Annotated in this window: 14 protein-coding genes; 8 read left to right on the top strand and 6 right to left on the bottom strand. The window is 71.4% G+C overall.

The features are described from left to right. Positions 1–13 precede the first annotated feature (13 nt). The 5 genes from ABD743_RS42170 to ABD743_RS42150 form a co-directional block, all read right to left on the bottom strand. Positions 14–1,534 (bottom strand): MFS transporter, encoded by a 1,521-nt coding sequence (locus tag ABD743_RS42170; RefSeq protein WP_344730013.1) that lies wholly within the window; start codon positions 1,532–1,534, stop codon positions 14–16. Next, complete coding sequence (locus tag ABD743_RS42165; protein ID WP_344730011.1) at positions 1,531–2,646, bottom strand: acyl-CoA dehydrogenase family protein; 1,116 nt, start codon at positions 2,644–2,646, stop codon at positions 1,531–1,533. The genes ABD743_RS42170 and ABD743_RS42165 overlap by 4 nt, the downstream gene beginning before the upstream one ends. A 5-nt stretch (positions 2,647–2,651) precedes the next feature. Further along, complete coding sequence (locus tag ABD743_RS42160) at positions 2,652–3,539, bottom strand: SDR family NAD(P)-dependent oxidoreductase (RefSeq protein ID WP_344730008.1); 888 nt, start codon at positions 3,537–3,539, stop codon at positions 2,652–2,654. Continuing rightward, complete coding sequence (locus tag ABD743_RS42155) at positions 3,536–4,774, bottom strand: acyl-CoA dehydrogenase family protein (protein ID WP_344730006.1); 1,239 nt, start codon at positions 4,772–4,774, stop codon at positions 3,536–3,538. The genes ABD743_RS42160 and ABD743_RS42155 overlap by 4 nt, the downstream gene beginning before the upstream one ends. 92 nt (positions 4,775–4,866) lie before the next feature. Further along, on the bottom strand, positions 4,867–7,077 hold the full coding sequence (locus ABD743_RS42150) for an acetate--CoA ligase family protein (protein WP_344730004.1): 2,211 nt from the start codon (positions 7,075–7,077) through the stop codon (positions 4,867–4,869). Positions 7,078–7,251: 174 nt separating this feature from the next. Between ABD743_RS42150 and ABD743_RS42145 the strand changes: the two genes are divergently transcribed. The 4 genes from ABD743_RS42145 to ABD743_RS42130 all read left to right on the top strand — a co-directional run bounded on the left by ABD743_RS42145 (position 7,252) and on the right by ABD743_RS42130 (position 10,497). Next, the gene (locus ABD743_RS42145; RefSeq protein WP_344730002.1) at positions 7,252–8,100 is read left to right on the top strand and encodes a MaoC/PaaZ C-terminal domain-containing protein; all 849 of its coding nucleotides are present in this window, start codon (positions 7,252–7,254) and stop codon (positions 8,098–8,100) included. Between the two features lie 55 nt (positions 8,101–8,155). Further along, a complete protein-coding gene (locus ABD743_RS42140; protein WP_344730000.1) occupies positions 8,156–9,340 on the top strand; it encodes a thiolase C-terminal domain-containing protein in 1,185 nt (394 codons plus the stop codon). 5 nt (positions 9,341–9,345) lie between these two features. Beyond that, positions 9,346–9,756, top strand: coding sequence for a Zn-ribbon domain-containing OB-fold protein (locus ABD743_RS42135; protein ID WP_344729998.1), 411 nt, complete (start codon positions 9,346–9,348; stop codon positions 9,754–9,756). Positions 9,757–9,846: 90 nt separating this feature from the next. Beyond that, a complete protein-coding gene (locus ABD743_RS42130; protein ID WP_344729996.1) occupies positions 9,847–10,497 on the top strand; it encodes a TetR/AcrR family transcriptional regulator in 651 nt (216 codons plus the stop codon). Positions 10,498–10,522: 25 nt separating this feature from the next. On the opposite strand, the gene ABD743_RS42125 is transcribed toward ABD743_RS42130, so the two are convergent. After that, entirely contained in the window at positions 10,523–10,966 is a 444-nt protein-coding gene (locus tag ABD743_RS42125) for a pyridoxamine 5'-phosphate oxidase family protein (RefSeq protein ID WP_344729994.1), read from the bottom strand. Positions 10,967–11,196: 230 nt separating this feature from the next. Between ABD743_RS42125 and ABD743_RS42120 the strand changes: the two genes are divergently transcribed. From ABD743_RS42120 to ABD743_RS42105, 4 genes are read left to right on the top strand one after another with little or no spacing between them, the layout of a single operon-like run. After that, positions 11,197–12,222, top strand: a complete 1,026-nt coding sequence (locus ABD743_RS42120; RefSeq protein WP_344729992.1) for an ABC transporter ATP-binding protein — start codon at positions 11,197–11,199, stop codon at positions 12,220–12,222. Next, a complete protein-coding gene (locus tag ABD743_RS42115; protein WP_344730160.1) occupies positions 12,222–13,259 on the top strand; it encodes an ABC transporter ATP-binding protein in 1,038 nt (345 codons plus the stop codon). The genes ABD743_RS42120 and ABD743_RS42115 overlap by 1 nt, the downstream gene beginning before the upstream one ends. After that, entirely contained in the window at positions 13,252–14,199 is a 948-nt protein-coding gene (locus ABD743_RS42110) for an ABC transporter permease (RefSeq protein WP_344729990.1), read from the top strand. The genes ABD743_RS42115 and ABD743_RS42110 overlap by 8 nt, the downstream gene beginning before the upstream one ends. Positions 14,200–14,218: 19 nt before the next feature. Then, on the top strand, positions 14,219–15,103 hold the full coding sequence (locus ABD743_RS42105; protein WP_344729988.1) for an ABC transporter permease: 885 nt from the start codon (positions 14,219–14,221) through the stop codon (positions 15,101–15,103). Positions 15,104–15,122 lie beyond the last annotated feature (19 nt).

The following is a 15,122-nucleotide window of genomic DNA, read 5'->3' as shown; positions in this document are numbered from 1 at the left end:
GTCCACCCACTCCTCATCTGGTCGGGACCGTCGTCGCGGCCCTCCGGCTGATGGCATTCACCTGACGCCCGACGGTGGAGGCGACCAGGCAGAGCACCGACATCACCGCCATCAGCCCGAAGGCCCACCGGTAGCCGGTGACCAGGTCCTCCAGTGCTTTCGGCGAGACCTGCGACAGCGACCCGTCGAAGAGCTGCGGGCGCAGGGCGACCGGCAGCGGCGCGGCCACCAGCGTGAGCGCCACGGCCGTGCTGATCACCACCCCGGAGCTCTGCGCCATCAGCCGCACCGCGTTGGTGATCCCGAGCCGGTCGGGCGGCAGGTCCTGCAGCATCGCCGTGCTGTTCGCGGGGATGAATGCGCCCGACCCGATCCCGAGCACCACGACGGCGCCGATCAACACGGGGTACGGGGTGTCGACGGAGATCGTGAACAGCAGCAGGGTGACGCCGACCAGCGAGAACGCGCACGCGGCCACCGCCACCGTGCGCGGGGCGATGTGGCGCAGCAGCGCCCCGGCCAGCGGTGCGGCGATGATCGACGCAATGGCAACCGGCAGCACCTTCAGGCCCGCCTCGGCCGGGGTGTCGCCGGAGACGGCCTGGAAGTACAGCCCCATCAGCAGCACGACGGCGAACCGCGACACCGTCGCGAGGAATCCCGCGAGCGTGCCGATGCCGACCACCGGGTCGCGGAACGTCCGCAGATCCACGACGGGTTCGGCGACCCTGCGCTCGACGAGCAGGAACGCCGGCACGGCGAGCACGAAGACCGCGAGGCAACCGAGGACGAGTGGGTCGTCCCAACCCGACGTCCCGACCTGGGACAACGCGAGCAGCAGCGCGCCGAGCCCGACCAGGACGAGCAGGTTGCCCAGCGGGTCGATCCGCAACCGCTCACGGCGGCGCGGGACCCGCTCCATCACCCGCAGCCCCCAGAGCAGGCACACCACACCGACCGGCACGTTCGACCAGAACGTCCACTGCCAACCGAGCTCGGTGGCCAGCAGGCCCCCGAGCGTCGGTCCGAGCAGCTGGGCCAGCGAGAACGACGCCATGTAGATGCCCAGGCCCTGCCCCAGCAGCCTGCGCGGGAACGCCGCCGTGACCAGAGCGGCGCTGTTCGTGATGAGCATGGCCGTGCCGATGCCCTGCACCACCCGGCAGGCGATGAGCAGCCCGACCGACGGGGCGAACCCGGCGAGCAGGCTCGCTCCGGTGAACAGCGCGACGCCCGTCATGTACATCGGACGCCTGCCGAAGAGGTCGGCCAGCCGCCCGAAGAACACCATCAACGAGACGTTCGTGAGCTGGTAGGCCAGCAGGATCCAGGTGGTCTCGAACACGCTGGCGTCGAAGCTGCCCACGATCGCCGGGAGCGCGATCGTGAGCGAGCTGTTGTTGAGCCCACTCATCAACGACGCAAGGCAGACCACCGACAACACGCGCCAGGCATAGCGCGAGCGAGCGCGGTCGTCGGTGGTCTCCTCCGTTTCGCCGGGGGTGTCGACGCTGGTCCCCCTGGAGCCGTTCACAGGCCGATCGACACCGCCAGCCGCTCACGGTGGAACGCCGGGTCGCCGAGGAACAGCTTCGTGGCCGCCGCCCGCTTGAAGTACAGGTGGGCGTCGTGCTCCCAGGTGAACCCGATGCCGCCGTGGATCTGGATGTTCTCGGCTGCCGCGGCGAAGAACGCGTCGGAGCAGTACGCCTTGGCGAGGCTCGACACCGCCGGGACCTCGTCGGAGTCGCGCGCCACGGCCCACGTGGCGTAGTAGGCGGCGGCCCGCGCCGACTCCACCTGCAGGAGCACGTCGGCCGCCTTGTGCTTGAGCGCCTGGAAGCTGCCGATCGGGCGGTCGAACTGCTTGCGGACCTTCGCGTACTCCACGGCCATCTCCAGCGCGCGCTGCGCCCCGCCCACCTGCTCGAGGGCGAGTGCGACCGCGGCCCGGTCCAGCGTGCGCCGCAGCGTGGAGCCGGCGGCGCCGTCGGCGCCGACCAGCCGCGCCGGCACCTCCGCGAAGTCCAGGCGAGCCAGCCGGGACGTCTGGTCGAGGGTGGGCAGCGCCGTGCGGGTGAGGCCCGGCGCCTCGGCGTCGACGGCGAAGAGCGACGGTCCCGCGGCGGTTCGGGCTGCCGCGAGAACGAGTCCGGGCAGGTGCCCGTCCGGCACCTGATCGACGCTGCCGCGCAGCACCCAACCGTCTCCCGCCGGCTCGGCCGACAGAGAAGGCGCTTCGGGGTCCCACCCGCCGCCCTCGCCCGCGGCGGCGAGAGTGGCGATCGTCGACCCGTCGGCGATCCCCGGCAGCAACTCCTCGGCCGCGGCCGGGTCGGCGGCGTCCAGGACGGCGTGCGCTGCCAACACCACAGTGCTGGAGAACGGCCCGGGCAGCAGCGCGCGCCCCAGCTCCTCCTGCACGACGGCCAGCTCGACGAACCCGTAGCCGCTCCCCCCGAACTTCTCCGGGAGGGCGAGGCCCTGCAGGCCGAGCTGCTCGGCCATCTGCCGCCAGACGGCCGGGTCGTAGCCGACCGGCCCGTCCATCAACGCGCGCACCGCCGTGATCGGGGACTTCTCGGCGAGGAAGCGCCGCACCGACGCCCGCAGCTGCTCCTGCTCGGGAGTGAACACCAGGTCCATGGCCGTTACCGCCCGTTCCCGGTGACAGCGGGCTTGAACGTGCGTTCGACGAGCTGGGCCAATCGGTCGGGCTCCCACGGGCCGTCCGAGACGATGTGCCGGACGGGTGCGGGCTTGTTGTAGAGGTGCACCTCGTACCCGCGCGCGCCGACGACCTGGCCGGTGAGCCAGTCGGACGCCTCACTCGCGATGTACGCGACGATCGGGGCGATGTTGTCGGGCGAGCGCTCGTCGTCGTCGCGAAGAGCGCCGGACTGCCGCTCGCTGGGGATCGACGCGGTCATCCTGGTGGCGGCGCCGGGTGAGATCGCGTTGGCGGTGACGCCGTAGCGGCCCAGCGCGTTGGCGCAGGAGTAGGTGAGGCCGACGATGCCCATCTTCGCCGAGGCGTAGTTCGGCTGTCCCGGGGCGCCGTGCAACCCGGAGACCGACGTGAAGTTGATCAGGCGGAAGTGGCCGTCCGGGTTGCGCTGGTCGCGCCAGTACGCGGCCGCGGGCTTCGTGGTGTTGTAGTGGCCCTTGAGGTGGACGCGGATGACGTCGTCCCACTCCTTCTCGCTGAGGTTGAAGATCATCCGGTCGCGCAGGATGCCGGCCACGTTCACCAGCACGTCGAGCTTCCCGAACTCCTCGATCGCCGTGCGGACGAGCCCTTCGGCCTGGTCCGGGTCGGAGACGTCACCGCCGTCGGCGATCGCGGTGCCACCGGCCTCCGTGATCTCCCGGACGACCTCGGCGGCGGGGCCCTTGTCCGCCCCCGAGCCGTCCAGCTCCACCCCGAGGTCGTTCACCACCACCGACGCGCCCTGCGCGGCCAGCAGCCGGGCGATCCCGGCGCCGATCCCGCGCCCGGCCCCGGTGACGACCGCGACCCGCCCTGATAGCCCCGTCATGCCCCCGCTCCCTTCAACTCGGCCGGGCGCGGCTCCCTCGGGAGCCCGAGCGCGCGTTCGGCGATGATGTTGCGCTGGATCTCGCTCGTGCCGGAGTAGATCGTTCCGGCCCGGCTCGCGAGGAAGACCTGCTGCCAGTGCGAGAGCCGGTAGCCCTCGCCGTCGGGGCGCACGAGCGCGTCGGGCCCCATCAGCTCCATCGCGATCTCCCCGACGCGGCGCTCGTACTCGCTCCAGAAGAGCTTCGAGATCGACGCCTCCGGGCCCGGCTCGCGCCCCTCTGCCAGCTGGGCGAGCAGCCGCAGGCCCTGGTACCGCATGATCTCGACGTGCGTGTGCGCCCACGCGAGCTGCTGGCGCACCATCGGGTCCTTGTCCCGGCCCACCTCGCGGGCCAGCTCGACCAGCGCGGTGAGCTGCCGCTGGTACTTCAGGTGGCCGATCGTTGCGCTGCCGCCCCGCTCGTGGCCGAGAGTCGTCATCGCGACGCGCCAGCCGTTGTTCAGCCCGCCGATCACGTTGAACAGCGGTGCCCTGGCGCCGTCGAAGAACTCCTCACCGAACTCGGCGTTGCCGGTGAGCTGGCGCAGCGGGCGCGCGTCGATGTTGTTGTCCCGCATCGGGAGCAGCACGTAGGAGATGCCCCGGTGCTTGGGGGCCGCTGTGTCGGTGCGGCACAGGACGAAGATCATGTTCGCCCGGGCGAAGCCCGAGGTCCACACCTTCTGCCCGCTGATCACGATCTCGTCGCCGTCGACCACGCCCCGCGTGGAGACGGCGCCCAGGTCGGAGCCGTGGTCCGGCTCGGAGAAGCCCTGGCAGTACACGTCCTCCGCGCTGATGATCCGCGGCAGGAAGTGCTCTTGCTGCTCAGGCGTGCCGTGCACCATCACCGAGGGGCCCACCATCCCCTCGCCGAACCCACGCCGGATCCGCGGCACGCCCGCCCGGGCGCACTCCTCGCTGTAGATGGCGTTCTGCACCGCGGTCCAGCCGCGGCCGCCGAACCGCTCCGGCCACTGCGGGCAGATCATCCGCTCGGCCAGCAGCCTGCGCTCCCACTCCTCGTGCAGTGGGCTCTTCGCGGCTTGGGCATGGGCGGAATGGTCGCCCGCCGTCATCGGTGGGACGGTCCAGTCGACCAGGTCGGCCAGGCCGGCGGGCGCATTGTCGGCGATCCAGTCCCGGGTCTCCTGCCGGAACTTGGACGCCTCCGGTCCCAGGTCGAGTTCCACGTCGTCGCCTCCTCAGGCGGTGTCGACAGCTGTGTCGATCACGAGCTGTGTCGATCAAGCGGTCGATCAGGCGGGTCGGTCTACGGGGTCGATCAGCTGGGCCCGGTCACCACGAGCACGTCGAGGGCTTCGACGTGCGACCCGTCGACCCAGAGCGGGTTGATCTCCAGCACCTGCAGGGCAGGCCCCAGCGACCGGGCGCACTCGGCGACCTTGGTCACCACCTCGGCCACGGCCTGCAGATCCACGGGAACCGTCCCTCGCGCGCCGGCCAGCACCGGCGCACCACGCAGCTCACCCAGCATGCGCACCACCTCTGCGGGGTCGACGGGCAGAACTCGCAGGCTGACGTCGCGCAGCACCTCGATGAACACTCCGCCCAGCCCGACGGCGAGCACCGGCCCGAAGGACGGGTCCACCGTGACGCCGACGAACAGTTCGGTGCCGCCGGTGCGCATCGGGCTCACGAGAGCGCCTTCGACGTCGTCGGTGACCGCCCGCCCTGCGGCGAGCACGCTCTCCGCTGCGGCACGAACCGCGTCGGGCTCACCGAGGCCGAGGGCGACGCCCCCGATGTCGGACTTGTGCGTGATGGACGCCGAGCAGACCTTCACCGCCACCGGGTGGCCGAGCCGTTCGGCCGCGGCCACCGCCTCATCGGGGTCCTGCACGAGCTCGGCCGGCACCACCGGCACGCCCGCCGCGACCAGGAGGTCACGGGCCCGTGCCTCGGACCACGCCCCGTCGGGCAGGTCGTCCGGTGCGACGCGCGGGGCGGGCGCCGGTGCGGCCGCCGGACGGGCGCCCCGGTCCTGGCGCATCTCGTTCCACCGGATCGCATGCCCCACCGCGGTCAGCCCGAACTCGATGCCCCCGACGACGTGCAGGCCGTGCCGGTCGAGCAGGTCGGCGCCGTACTCGGAGAGGTCGCTGCAGGTGGCGGAGAAGTTGACGATCGGGATCGGCGACCGTGCCACGGTGGCCGCGATGTCGGCCATCCGGCGTTCGGGCACCGCAGGGTCGGGAGGCGCCGCGACGGGCACGGAGATCAGGTTGAGAACGAAGTCGAGCTTCGGGTCGGCGGCCACGGCGTTGAGCGCGGTGCCGCCGAGGTTGGCGCTCGCCGTGGCGGTGTCGGCCAGGATCACCCCGGTGACGTCGAGCGGGTTGCGCGCTGCGGCGAACGACGGGAGCAGTTCGCGCAGCTGGGCACCGGTGGACTCGCTGAACTCCGGGATCTCCACCCCCTCGTCCGCGCTGCGGTCGGCGATGATGTCGCACGCCCCGCCGGACGCCGTGACCACTCCCATCCGCCGGCCCGTCGGCACCGTTCCCGAGCCGAGCAGCCCCGCCGTGATGAGCAGTTCCTCCAGGCTGTCCACCCTGGTCACGCCGAACTGGCGGAACGCCGCGGCCACGACAGCGTCGTCGCCCGCCACGGCGCCGGTGTGAGCCAGCGCGGCGAGCTGGCCCGCCGGGCTGCGCCCCACCTTGAGCGCCACGATCGGCTTGCCGACCTGAAGCGCCCGCTCTGCGAGGGCCAGGAACCGCTGAGGGTCCCGGACCGACTCGAGGAACAGACCGATCACACGGGTCTCGTCGTCGTCGATGAGGTGCTCGATCACGTCGGCCGCCGTGATCACCGCCTCGTTGCCCATCGACGTCAGCAGGCTGATCCCGATGCCGTGGGCCCGCGCGAACGCGAGGACGTTGCTGGTGAGCGCCCCGCTCTGCAGTACGACGCCCAGCCCTCCCCTGCGCAGCGGCGGCACGATGTGCAGGCCGAACGGCGCCACACCGGCCGCCGCGTTCACGAAGCCGAGGCAGTTGGGACCGAGCAGGGTGAGGTCGAGCTCCACCGCACGCTCGACCAGCCGGCGTTCGCGCTCCCGGCCCTCCTCGCCCCCTCCGTCGCCGTAGCCCGAGGCCAGCACCACGACGTTGTGGATCCCGGCCGCGGCGGCGTCCTCCAGCACGCCCTCGACGGCGCGGGTGGGGGCCAGCACGAACGCGAGGTCGACGGGCTCGTCCAAAGCTCGCAGGCTCGGCACCGTGGGGCGGCCGAACGCCTGCGGACGCACGGGATGGACGAGCCGCAGGTCGCCACCGAACCCCGACGTGGAGAGGCTGTCGAGAATGAAGCGGGCCCAGCCGGAGCCTTCCGACGCCCCGACGAGGGCGATGCTCCGTGGGGCGAAGAACGACCGGAGGCGCTGTGGCGTGGCCAGCGACCGGCGGCTCCGGTCCTGCTGCCCGACTCCGTGCTCGTCATCGACCACCGCGACGTGATCGGCCTGAGTCATACCCGGTCCCCCACCTGCTCCGCACTGCACGCCAGAGGTAAATCCGTGTTTTAGAATCAGATTCTTCCATGAGACCGCACCGTGACGAGGCTGTCAACGGCTTGACAAGGGCATCGAGTCACGCTGAGGGTTGTCCTAGAATGTAGTTCCACTCGACTCCGCTGGAGGCGCGCCATGGCGCTCGACCACAGCCTCGTCGGGATCCGGTCGGAGCCGGTCGACCGGTCCTGGAACGCCACCGATGCCATCCTCTACGCACTGGGCGTCGGGGCCGGGGCCGACGACCCCACCACCGAACTGCAGTTCACCACCGAGAACACCGCCGGGGTGGAGCAGCAGGTGCTCCCGACCTTCGGCGTGCTCGCCGCGGCTGCTCGCACGGGCCGTCGGCTCGGCGACTTCGACCCCGCGAAGCTCGTGCACGCCGAGCAGGCGTTCGAGCTGCACGCCACCCTGCCCGTCGCCGCAACGGTGCAGGTCACCTCGGGGGTCACCGGTATCCAGGACAAGGGCAGCGGCGCACTCGTCACCACCGAGAACACCGCGACGCTGGACGGACGGCCGCTCGTCACCACGCGCAGCGGCGTGTTCATCCGCGGCGAGGGCGGTTTCGGCCGGGAGCCGGGTCAGGGCGACAACTGGACGCTCCCCGACCGCCAGCCCGACGAGCAGGTGCGTTACCGCATCCGTCCGGACCAGGCGCTGCTGTACCGCCTCTCGGGCGACCGCAACCCGCTGCACAGCGATCCCGCGTTCGCCGCGCGCGGCGGCTTCGACCGCCCGATCCTGCACGGACTCTGTACGTACGGCTTCACCGGCCGCGCCCTGCTGCACGCCGTGTGCGGCTCCGACCCGAAGCGGTTCGGCGGGATGTCGGGTCGCTTCAGCAGGCCGGTCCTGCCCGGCCAGGAGCTCGTCGTCTCGGTGTGGACGGGAGCCGACGGCCCCGACGACGCTCTGTTCCGGACGAGCACAGCGGACGGCAGCGTGGTCATCGACCGCGGCCGTTTCCGGCTGCGCTGATCCACCGCGCTACCGCGCTGACCTACCGGCCGTATCCACAGACGGGGAGACGCACATGGCACCGCGACGCGCCGCGATCGCCGGGATCCACGAGTACTCACTGCGCCGGGCACCCGGCCGCAGCAAGATGCAGATCAAGGCCGAGTCCGCCGCTCGGGCGCTGGCGGACGCCGGACTGACGTTCGCCGACGTCGACGCGCTCTACGACGCCGGCGAGACCGGCGCGATGTCGGGCATCACCGTGGCCGAGCACCTGGGTATCGCGCCGCGGGTGATCGACACGACGTCACTGGGTGGCAGCTCCTACGAGTTCCACGCCGCCCACGCCGCCCGGGACATCGCGGCCGGACGGGCGAACGTCGCGCTGCTGACCTACGGCTCCACGGCGAAGAGCGAGGCCAGAGCCATCGGCACCGGTGGCCGCAGCACCCCCGACCCGGCGCCCGGGATGAACATGGAGATCCCCTACGGGCTTCCGTTGATCGGGAACTACGCGCTGGTGGCCCAGCGGCACATGCACGAGTACGGCACCACACCCGAGCAACTGGCCGAGATCGCCGTCACCACGCGCGCCCACGCCGTGCGCAACCCCGACGCCGTCGCCGGACTGCGCGACCTCGGCATCAAGAACGTCGGCGAACTCACCGTCGACGACGTGCTCGGCTCACGGATGATCGCCGACCCTCTGCACCTGCTCGACTGCTGCATCGTCTCCGACGGCGGCGGCGCCGTCGTGATCGTCGGCGACGACGTGGCCACCGGGATCCGCACATCTCCCGTCTGGATCCTCGGCAGCGGCGAGGCGGTGGGTTACCCGGGCAACACCCGCGACCTCACCACCAGCGCCGGCGCCCAGTCCGCACCGCTCGCCTTCGGCGAGGCAGGGGTGCGACCCGAGGACATCGACATCGCGATGATCTACGACTCGTTCACCATCACCGTGCTGACACTGCTCGAGGACCTCGGGTTCGCCAAGAAGGGTGAGGGCGGCTCCTACGTCGAGGGCGGCCGGCTGCGCTGGGACCGCCCCGGGGCACCCGCCCTCAACACCGACGGCGGCGGGCTGTCGTCCAACCACCCCGGCATGCGCGGGATCTTCCTGCTGATCGAGGCCACCCGGCAGCTGCGCGGCGAATCGACCTCCCAGGTGCAGGGCGCCCGCCTCGCCGTCGCCCACGGCAACGGCGGACAGCTGGGCACCCGCCACTCCGCCGCCACCGTCGTCCTCGGAAAGGACTGATCACCGTGAGCGCCACCGCCGACACCGCACCCGCGCGGCCCCTGCCGGTGCTCGACGAGGCCGACACCGGCCCGTTCTGGCGGGCCTGCGGCGAGCACCGGCTGACCTACCAGCGCCGTCGCAGCACGGGCGAGGTGGTGTTCTATCCCCGCGGCCACGACGACCCCGATCTGGAGACGCTCGACTCGGCGGGCCGCGGCACCGTCTACACGTTCACCGTGGTGCGCCAGCAGGGCCACCCGTTCTTCCGCGCGCACGCGCCCTACACGGTGGCCTACGTCGACCTCGACGAAGGCTTCCGCATGCTCACCGAGGTGATCGCCGAACCCGGCAGCGTCAGCGTCGGGCAGCGCGTGGAGCTCGACTGGGAGGACCACGACGGCGCCGCCGTCCCCGTCTTCCGGCCGGCCGGGTAGGGCGGGTCGAACAGCCGTGCACGGCGTGTGCTGGCACTATCGGTCCCCCGCGGCCGCAACGGAACGGCCGGGGAAGGCTGAGGAGGCGCCGTGACAACGCGGAACGTGGGCCGTGGTCGCAGCGCCGGTCGCCAGTGGGGCAGCACCGAGCAGACCCGCACCCAACTGCTGGACGCCGCGCGGGTCGTCTTCGCCCAGCGCGGCTTCGCCGAGGCCAGCGTCTCGGATGTCGTCGAGCGGGCGGGGTCGAGCGTCGGCAGCCTGTACCACCACTTCGGGGGCAAGAGCGAGCTGTTCACCGCGTTGTGGGAGCGCTACCGCGACGAGCAGCACGCCGTCGCCGCCACGGCTGTCGCCGCCGCGAAGGAGAGCGGCGTCACCGATCCCTTCGAGTTGTTCGAGGCCGGTGCCCGCGCCTACCTCAACAACACCTGGCCGAACCGCGACGTCGTGAAACTGATCCACGACGGCGACACTCCACCCGGCTTCCAGCGGCTGCTCCGCCAGAGCGGCAAGGAGTGGGTGAAGAGCAACTTCCGGCTGCTGCGGGCCGACAACCAGCCGGTCAACAGGGTGCTGGTCGCCCTCCTCACGAGCTTCACCGGTGAGGCGCGGCGTGAGATCGCCTCCGCTCGTTCGGCCAAGGAGGCCCGCCAGATGGTCGAGGCGATGATGGACGTCCTCACGCGCATGCGCACGGTGATCGAACCCGACCTGCTGGCGGAGACCACTCCCGTCTGACCAGCCGGTGCGCTGCGCCTACAGCTCAGTAGGAGCGGGCGCGGGTGGGCGTCACCCGGATCACCGTCGAGAAGTCGGCGAAGGTCGTCTCCGGCGTCAGACCCGCCCAGCGCATCGACTCCCGATGCTTCTCCACGTAGGCAGAGGTCTCATCCGCACTCAGCGGAGCGGACTCTCCCGGTGGCGCGGAGCTCAGCGCAGCGATGCCCTCGATGGTGAGGATGCTGTGCCTCTCCGCGTCTCCATCGAGGTCCAAGTGGAGCGCGACCTTGGGGTTGGCCCGCAGGTTACGGACCTTCGGAGCGTCGGGCCGGCTGATGATCACGAACGTCGTCCCGTCCCATGCGTAGCCCACGGGTGACGTCTGCGGCTGACCGTCGGGGCTGACCGTCGTCAGCCAGATGACCGTCTGGTCGTGGAGGCGATGCTCGGCGCGGTCGGCCGCCTCGCCCACGATGTTGGGAAGCATTCGCGCAGCCTACGGAGCGGGTCCGACAAAACGGATGAACGGGACTTCGGAGGAGAAGGCTGCGCGAACTGCGACGCGGACTCGACCGAGAGCCGTGTTTGTGCGCTCCGCACAGACCGGATGAAACGGACCTTGACACATAGAGTGGTACGCATCACCCTCAGATGCAGTTCTAGAGCCCGGTTCTAGCCGCGGCCGACGAGAGCACCGCGCCCCAACGAGGAGGCTGTGTGAACTCCGACCTGGACTCCGAACCGCTCCTGCAGATCGAGGACCTACGGGTCGAGTTCACCACGGCAGCAGGCACCGTCGAGGCGGTCAGCGGCGTGAGCTTCAGCGTGGCCGAGAACCAGACGGTCGCCGTGGTCGGCGAGTCCGGGTCGGGCAAGAGCGTCACCGCGCTGGCCGTGCTGCGCCTGCTCGACGGCGGCCGGATCAGCGGGGGGCGGGTGCTCTGGGACGGGCGTGACCTCGCCGAGCTGGACACTCGCGGGATGCGCCGGGTCCGCGGCGACGAGATCGCCATGATCTTCCAGGACCCGATGTCCTCGCTGGACCCGCTGTACTCGGTGGGCCACCAGGTCGTCGAGGCCATCCGGCTGCACCGGCGGGTCTCGAAACGGGCCGCACGGGAGCGCGCGATCGAGTTGCTCGACCAGGTCGGCATCCCCGATCCGCGCAGCCGCATCGACGCCTACCCGCACCAGCTCTCCGGCGGTCAGCGCCAGCGCGTGATGATCGCGATCGCGTTGGCCTGCTCCCCTCGGCTGCTCATCGCCGACGAGCCCACCACCGCGCTGGACGTCACCATCGAGGCCCAGGTGCTCGAGGTGCTGCGCACCGTTCAGCGCGAGTACCGCACCGCGTTGCTGCTCGTCACCCACGACATGGGCGTCGTCGCCGAGACGGCCGACTGGGTGGTGGTCTTCTACGCAGGCCAGGTGGTGGAGCAGGGCCCCACCGCGCAGGTGCTCGGCGACCCGCGCCACCCCTACAGCGCCGCGCTGCTCGCCGCGGTGCCCACCCCCACCACCGACAAGACGCTTCCGCTCGCCGCCATCCCCGGCGCCGTCCCGAGCCTGCACGACACCCCCGCCGGCTGCCGGTTCCACCCGCGCTGCCCGCAGGCCTGGGACGAGTGCGCCACCACAGCGCCCGATCTGTACACACTGGGTGGCGGCCGGACGAGCCGGTGCCTGCTCCACCGGGCGGCCCCGCACGACACCGTCGCGGCCGTCGGACGGGAGAGCGCGTGATGTCGTCGGTCGCCGAACCCGCCGCCGCTCCCGTGCCCGCCACCGAGCAGGACGTGCTCGCCGTCCGTGACCTCGTGAAGCACTTCCCGATCACCCGTGGGCTGCTGCGGCGCACCGTCGGGCACGTCCGGGCCGTCGACGGGGTGTCGTTCTCGGTCGGCCAGGGCGAGACGGTCGGCCTCGTCGGGGAGTCCGGGTCGGGGAAGTCGACGGTGGCCCGGCTGGTGCTGCGCCTGCTCGACCCGACGAGCGGCAGCATCCGGTTCGAGGGCCGTGAGCTCACCGGGATGGGCGCTCGCGAGCTGCGCCCGCTGCGCCGGCGCATGCAGATCGTCTTCCAGGATCCGGTGAGTTCCTTCGACCCGCGGATGACCGTGTTCTCGGTGATCAGCGAGCCACTCGAGGCGCAGGGCGGCACCGACGGGCGGGCGAACCGCCGACGGGCGGGTGAGCTGCTCGAGCTCGTCGGGCTGTCCGGGAGCGACCTCGACAAGTACCCCCACCAGTTCTCCGGCGGCCAGGCCCAGCGCATCGGGATCGCGCGGGCACTGGCCACCGATCCCCGGCTGCTGGTGTGCGACGAGGCCGTGAGCGCGCTCGACGTATCGGTGCAGGCCCAGGTGCTCAACCTGCTGCGTTCGCTCCAGCGCGAGCTCGGCCTGTCCTACCTGTTCATCGCCCACGACCTCAACGTCGTCCGGTACGTCTCGGACCGGATCTGCGTGATGTACCTCGGCGAGATCGTCGAGCAGGGCCCGGCCGACGAGCTGTTGTCCGACCCGCGCCACCCCTACACGCGCACGCTCGCCGATGCGGTCGCCACGGCCGACCCGACCGTCGCCCGCCTGCGCGGACGCCGGGTGGTGCGCGGCGAGATACCCAGTCCGAGTGCTCCCCCGCCCGGCTGCCGGTTCCACACCCGTTGCCCGTCGGCGTTCGATCCGTGCCGCACCACGCCGCCGCAACCGGTCGCGGCCGGTCCCGGCCGGATCGCGGCATGCCACCTGCTCACAGGAGAGGCGGCGGCCCGTGGCTGAGTACGTGCTCCGGCGCGCGCTCTACGGCCTGCTCGTGGTCGCGCTCGTCACCGTCTTCGTATTCCTGACACTGCGGCTCATCCCCGGTGACGCCGTGCGGCTGCAACTGGCCGACGCCCCGGGCGTGAGCGAGGAGCAGGTCGCGGCCCTTGCCGCTCAGCTGGGCCTCGACCAACCACTGCTGACGCAGCTGGGCACCTTCGTCACCGACGCGGCCCGCGGCGACTTCGGCACGTCGTTCCAGAGCCAGGAGCCCGTCACCGCGCTGATCGCCGACCGGCTGCCCACCACCCTGCAGCTGGGCGTGATGGCGATGCTGGTGAGCGTCCTGCTCGGCGTTCCGCTGGGGCTGCTCTCGGCCGCGCGGCAGAACAGCTGGCTGGACCAGGGCCTTCGGGTCGTCTCGGTCGCGGGGATCTCCGTGCCGAACTTCTGGCTGGGCCTGCTGCTCGTGACCTACCTCGCGCTGTGGTTCGGCTGGTCGCCGCCGCTGGTGTACCGGACGCCGGGCGAAGATCTCGGGAGCAACCTCGTCCACATGGCACTGCCCGCTCTCGCGCTCGGCGTGGCGGGCATGGCGGCGATAGCGCGGATGCTCCGCTCGTCGCTGCTGGAGGTGTTGCGGTCCCCCTTCGTCCGCACGGTCCGGGCGAAGGGCGCCTCCGAGACCCGGGTGTTCGTCCACGCCGTGCGCAACTCGCTCGTGCCCGTGTTCACGCTGGTCGGCCTGCAGGTCGGGGCGATCCTCGGCGGAACCGTGATCCTCGAGTCGATCTTCGGTATCCCCGGCATGGGCATGCTGATCTTCGAGTCCGTCCAGCTGCGTGACTACCCCGTCGTGCTGGGCTGCGTCGTCGTCTACGGCGCCGTGTTCGTGCTGGTCAACCTCGTGGTCGACCTGCTGTACGGAGTGATCGACCCGCGCATCCGCTACGCGTGACGAACGGGAGACGAGTCGGATGACCGAGATCGTGGCGGACCGGGTACCGGTCGCACGCCGCACCGCACGGCGGGGCCTGCGCCACCTGGTCCGCACGCAGCCCCTCGGTGTGGTGGCACTGGCGCTCATCGCGCTGTTCGTGCTCGCCGCGGTGCTGGCCCCGGTGATAGCGCCCTTCGACCCGGTGGCACAGCACCGGGAGGCCTTCCAGCAGCCGCCGAGCGCGCAGTTCCTGATGGGCACCGACGACCTCGGCCGCGACATCTTCAGCCGGGTGCTCTACGGCGCGCGCACCTCCCTGCTGGTCTCGGTGGCAACGCTGACCGCGGGCGGCGTCATCGGGATCGCGATCGGGGTGGCCTCGGGCTACTTCGGCGGCAGTGCGCTCGACACGGCGCTGCAGCGGGTGATGGACACCCTGATGGCGATCCCCGGGATCGTGCTGCTGCTGTTCGTCGCGGCCCTGCTGGGCCCGAGCGTGCGCAACACGGTGATCGCGCTGAGCCTGCTGGTCATCCCCTCGTTCAACCGCGTGGCCCGCGGGGAGATGCTGCGCATCCGCGAGGAGCTCTACATCGAGTCGGCACGGGCGAGCGGGTGCAGCACCTGGCGGATCCTGCGCCGGCACGGGCTGCCCAACCTGCTCGCCCCACTGCTGGTGGTGACGAGCCTGCTGTTCGCCATCGTGATCATCGCCGAGTCCGCGCTGAGCTTCCTGGGCATCGGCACACCGCCACCCACGCCGTCCTGGGGAGCGATGCTCAGCGAGGGCTCGCGGTACATGGAGATCGCCCCGTGGATGGTCGTGTTCCCCGGCGGGATCCTCACCGTCGCCGTCCTCGCCTTCAACCTCCTCGGCGACGCGCTACGCGACTTCTTCGACCCGAAGCAGCAGATCCGTTGACCCCGCCGACCCCGAGGGA

It is taken from the genome of Pseudonocardia yunnanensis (assembly GCF_039534065.1).
GTDB lineage: Bacteria > Actinomycetota > Actinomycetes > Mycobacteriales > Pseudonocardiaceae > Pseudonocardia > Pseudonocardia yunnanensis.
This window is presented reverse-complemented; position numbering and strand designations above follow the sequence as displayed.